We start from the raw sequence: 4102 nt of genomic DNA on the forward strand, positions 1-4102 counted from the left end.
CGACGAGCGCGGCACCGGCGCGGGCGGCGGACGGTGCGGCGGCCGTGGAGCGGGCGAAGGTGGGGGACTGACGGGCGGCCGGGCGCGGCGGCGCGTTTGACGCGGTCGGACGCCTGACGCGGGCTGGGCTCGGCCGTACGCCTGACGCCGGGCGGGCGGCCCGGATTCGTACGGGAAGCTGCCGCCTCAGGCGCGGTCGCCCTTGGTGCGGGCCCACTCGCGCTGGGCGTGTTCCATGTCCGCCTGGAGGCCGAGCATCCGCCGTGTCGCGAGGGCGCCCGCGAGGAGACCGACGCCGGTGACGGCGACGGGGAAGGAGATGACGAGGGGGACGGTGGTGGACTGCCAGTCGCGCGTCACGGCGCAGCCCACGACGAGGGAGTCCCAGTCGTCCCGGTCCCGGGAGCCGTAGTGGCCCTCCTCGTCGCGGTGGAACGGCGCGGCACAGCGGACGCCGTGCTCGACCCCGCTGTCGTACGGGGTGAAGGTGTGCCAGGCCGACCAGATCCAGCACAGCCCGGCGGCGATCAGCAGGCCGATCCCCCAGGCGATGCGCCGTTCCGTGCCGCTCCGGAAGCGCTGCTCGACGCCCGAAGGATGCTCCACTTCGCCTGCCATCCGCCCGTTCCCCCGTACGCCTGTGCCATCAATTCCCTTACGGCGCAGGACTATAGGGGAGTCGGGCTCACTTCCACAGGGCCGCGCGGCGCAGCGACTGGGGGCAGTGCAGGTAGATCTCGTCGATCGCTATCTCGATGGCGAGGGCGGGGCGCAGTGCCTTGCCCGCGGCCGTCGCCGTCATCGCGTCGAAGTAGGGGGCCTCGCTCAGGACGCGGGCGCGGCCGTTGACGCGGAGGACCTCCTTGCCGCCGGGGATGAGGTAGAGGAGGCCGACGTGCGGGTTGCGCAGGATGTTGTGGAGGCTGTCGCCCCGGCGGTTGCCGGGGCGCTCGGGGAGGGCGATGGTGCCGGGGTCGACGACGTGTGTGAAGCCGGGGAGGTCGCCGCGCGGCGAGGCGTCGCAGTTGCCGGCCTCGTCCGAGGTGGACAGCACGCAGAAGGGGGCGCGGGCGAGGATGTCCAGGTCTTCGGGAGCGAGGCGGTCGTGGACCTTCTCGATCACGATGGGCCAGGGCTCGCCGAGCAGCGCGGACAGCTCTTCGGGGCTGCGGATCTCGGTGGCGGGGGTCTCGGGGGGTGCGGGGGCCGGGGGCGCCGTGGGGGCGGTGGGGCCTTCGGGGGCGGTGAGCGTGGACATTAGGCATACCTTACTTTCTTCCGTACGTATGCCCGATACCCGGCTCGGCGTCCGTCCTCCAGGACGCGTCCGTCCTCGGCGAGGCGTCCGTGCTCCGCGACGGCATGAGGGCATAAGTGCGTGGGCACATGAACGCATGAGCGCACGAGCGCATCAGCGCATCAGCGCATCAGCGCACGAGCGAACGGCGAAGGCGCGACGCACCGGCGAGGAGCTCTGCCCGTGGCACTGTTCGGGAACGCCCACACCATCGACCCGGCCAAGGCCGCGCACGACTACGCGCGGCTGCTCGGCCCCGGCGAGCAGGTGCACGCCGCGTACCTGCTGATCCGCGACACGATCCTGTTGACGGACCGGCGACTGCTGCTCATCGACAAGCAGGGCCTGACCGGCAAGAAGATCGAGTACCACTCGGTCCCGTACCGCAGCATCACGCACTTCGCGGTCGAGACGGCCGGGCACCTGGACCTGGACGCGGAGCTGAAGATCTGGCTCTCGGGCATGGACGCACCGCTCACGAAGACGTTCACGAAGGGCGTGGACATCTACGAGGTCCAGGCGATTCTGACGCAGTTCGTGACGCGCTGAGAGTTATCCACAGGGCGGTCATCACTCTTGCGAGTGAGACGAATGTGGGATTTCCCGGAGTTGTCCACAGATTGTGGCGGATAGTCGGGGGGCGGTGGGGAGTTGCGGGAGACTGGTATTGGGGTCGCCCCCCAGGGCGGGTGGGGGCTGTCCAGGGGTGAGCTGCGTGCGGGAGCGGGTGGACACGGGGTCTGCGGGTGGGGGCTGTCCGGGGGTGAGCTGCGTGCGGGGGCGGGTGAACCCTGGGGCCTGCGGGTGGGGGCTGTCCCGAGGTGAGCCGCGCGGAGCGGAGCGGGAGGGCACGGGGCCTGCGGGTCGGGCTGCCCCGAGATGAGCCGCGTGCACAGGAGCCGGAGGACACGCGACCTGCGGGTCGGGCTGCCCCCCGAAGTGAGTCGCGCACGCAGGGAGGCGGAAGGACACGCGACCTGCGGGCAGAGACCGCCCCGAACTGAGCCGCGTGCACACGGAGCCGACGGACACAGGCCGGCCGCAGCAGGAGCGCAGGGCGCCGAACGGCGGCAGACGGCAGGCGGCAGGCGGCAGACGGCAGACGGCAGACGGCAGACGGCAGACGGCAGACGGCAGACGGCAGACGGCAGACGGCAGCGCCGAACCCCGCCGCCCCCAACCAGTCACACCCACCTCCCTCCAGCCACGCCCCCGCCCCACCTCCTCCAGCCACGCCCCCGCCCCACCTCCTCCCCCCTCACCCAATCCGATACCGATCCCCATAAACCGCCCACTCCAACGGCGGTTCCAGCCCCAAGTTCCCCTCCCGCAGGAACACCCGCTGCGCCGTGTCGACGCGGCTCGTGTCGGAGTGGGCCTCCTCCTGCCTCATCGCCCACACCCTCGCGTCGAGGAAGGCGTCCAGCCACACCGTCTCGTCGCCGCCCTCGGCCGGCGGCTTCGCCCCGCGCAAGGCGCGGGCGCGGATGCCGCCGAAGTCCAATCCCCCGTCGCCGGGCCCGTGCATCACGAGCGCGTCGTAGTAGATGAACTGGCCGAGCGTGCCGACCTCGTCCGCCTTCCCCCGCGCCACGGCCGGGTCGAAGTACACGCGATCGCGCTCGTCGTTCTGCGCCCCCTGGAAGGCCGGGTCCTTGGCGGCCGTGCGCCACGCGTCCTGGAAGCGCGCGCCGAGGCCCGCGTGCGAGTCGGTGCCGTTCACCTTGCGCAGGGCGGGGAGGTACGGGGCGAGTACGTTGCCCGGCGCCCTCTTCGCGTACAGCTCCACCAGGGCCAGCATGTCGCCGGTCCCCGAGCAGAAGCCGACGATCCCGGCCGTGTAGCCGCGCCCGTCGCCGACGTCCTCGATGTAGCGGTACTGGTCCTTCCAGTCGAGCGAGGAGTTCTCGGCGCTGGAGACCAACTGCATCGCGATCTCCTTCTTCGCCGGGTCGTCGAGACTCGCCGCCGCCTTCGTACGTGTCCCCTCCGCCCGCGCGCCCGCGTCGCGCCCGGGGAAGGCAGAGGCGAGGGCGTACGACGCGGCCGCGACGGCCAGCGCGAGCGCCACGACGAGCGGTGCGAGCCGCCGCAGCCGACGGGCGCGGGCGGAGCGGGGGCTGCGGCAGCGCGGGACTGCGGGGCTCGGGGTGTGGGGGGTTTCGGGGTTCAACGCCCTTCCTCCATCGCGGAGTCGAGAGGTTCCTGGACGTGCTGCCGGTCGGAACCCCGGCCCACGGGGAAGCTTTCCTCACAGTCTCCGCGACATACGTACAGGCCCTCGGCTTCACCCGTTCGCACGACCTCGGAACGCCCTCGCAGCCGGCCACCCGCCACCCCCGAACACCCTCACCACCCCTCCCCCACCCTCCACACAGCACCACCCGGGCACTCACACGCCCGCCAACGCTGCCGGAACCTGGCAATGCGCCCCGCCACCGGACCCGTGCATCATCAACCCATCGCACCGGCCCCACGGGGGACGGCCCCCACGGGGGACTCGGGGGAGCACGGGGGCCGCCGGGGCCGGTACGAGAACCCCTCGGGGGATCACGGGGGACCCCAGGGGGACACGGGGACCGAAGGCACTGGGGGGAGCCTTCGGAAACCACGGGGGTCACGGGGGATATGGGGGGTACGGGGGATGCCGCCTGCGGTGCGCGGGCCGAGCGCGAAACCGCTCACACCCACGCACCGGGGCGGCCGTCCACAACCTGCCCCGCGCCCCGCGACCGACGCCCTGCCCGGCCACCGCCCCGCGCCCCGCGACCGACGCCCTGCCCGGCCACCGCCCCGCGCCCCGCC

Annotated in this window: 4 protein-coding genes; 1 reads left to right on the plus strand and 3 read right to left on the minus strand. The window is 72.8% G+C overall.

What is annotated here, in order from left to right:
* Nucleotides 1-186: 186 nt before the first annotated feature.
* The gene (locus G3I42_RS17590) at nucleotides 187-618 is read right to left on the minus strand and encodes a hypothetical protein (RefSeq protein WP_164287077.1); all 432 of its coding nucleotides are present in this window, start codon (nucleotides 616-618) and stop codon (nucleotides 187-189) included.
* 67 nt (nucleotides 619-685) lie between these two features.
* Nucleotides 686-1258 carry an MSMEG_1061 family FMN-dependent PPOX-type flavoprotein gene (locus tag G3I42_RS17595; protein WP_164287079.1) on the minus strand — a complete coding sequence of 191 codons (573 nt, stop codon included), beginning with the start codon at nucleotides 1256-1258 and terminating at the stop codon, nucleotides 686-688.
* 222 nt (nucleotides 1259-1480) lie between these two features.
* Here G3I42_RS17595 and G3I42_RS17600 point away from each other — a divergent pair, with 222 nt between their 5' ends.
* Nucleotides 1481-1846 carry a PH domain-containing protein gene (locus G3I42_RS17600; protein ID WP_164287081.1) on the plus strand — a complete coding sequence of 122 codons (366 nt, stop codon included), beginning with the start codon at nucleotides 1481-1483 and terminating at the stop codon, nucleotides 1844-1846.
* 709 nt (nucleotides 1847-2555) lie between these two features.
* Here the strand turns inward: G3I42_RS17600 and G3I42_RS17605 are convergent.
* Entirely contained in the window at nucleotides 2556-3470 is a 915-nt protein-coding gene (locus G3I42_RS17605) for a chitosanase (protein WP_239096522.1), read from the minus strand.
* Nucleotides 3471-4102: the final 632 nt, after the last annotated feature.

It is taken from the genome of Streptomyces sp. SID11385, from assembly GCF_010548245.1.
Classification (GTDB): Bacteria; Actinomycetota; Actinomycetes; order Streptomycetales; family Streptomycetaceae; genus Streptomyces.

Excerpts from the sequence above, each read along its gene's own strand:
- G3I42_RS17590 (WP_164287077.1), bottom strand. The coding sequence starts at position 618 with ATGGCAGGCGAAGTGGAGCATCCTTCGGGCGTCGAGCAGCGCTTCCGG.
- G3I42_RS17595 (WP_164287079.1), bottom strand. The coding sequence starts at position 1,258 with ATGTCCACGCTCACCGCCCCCGAAGGCCCCACCGCCCCCACGGCGCCC.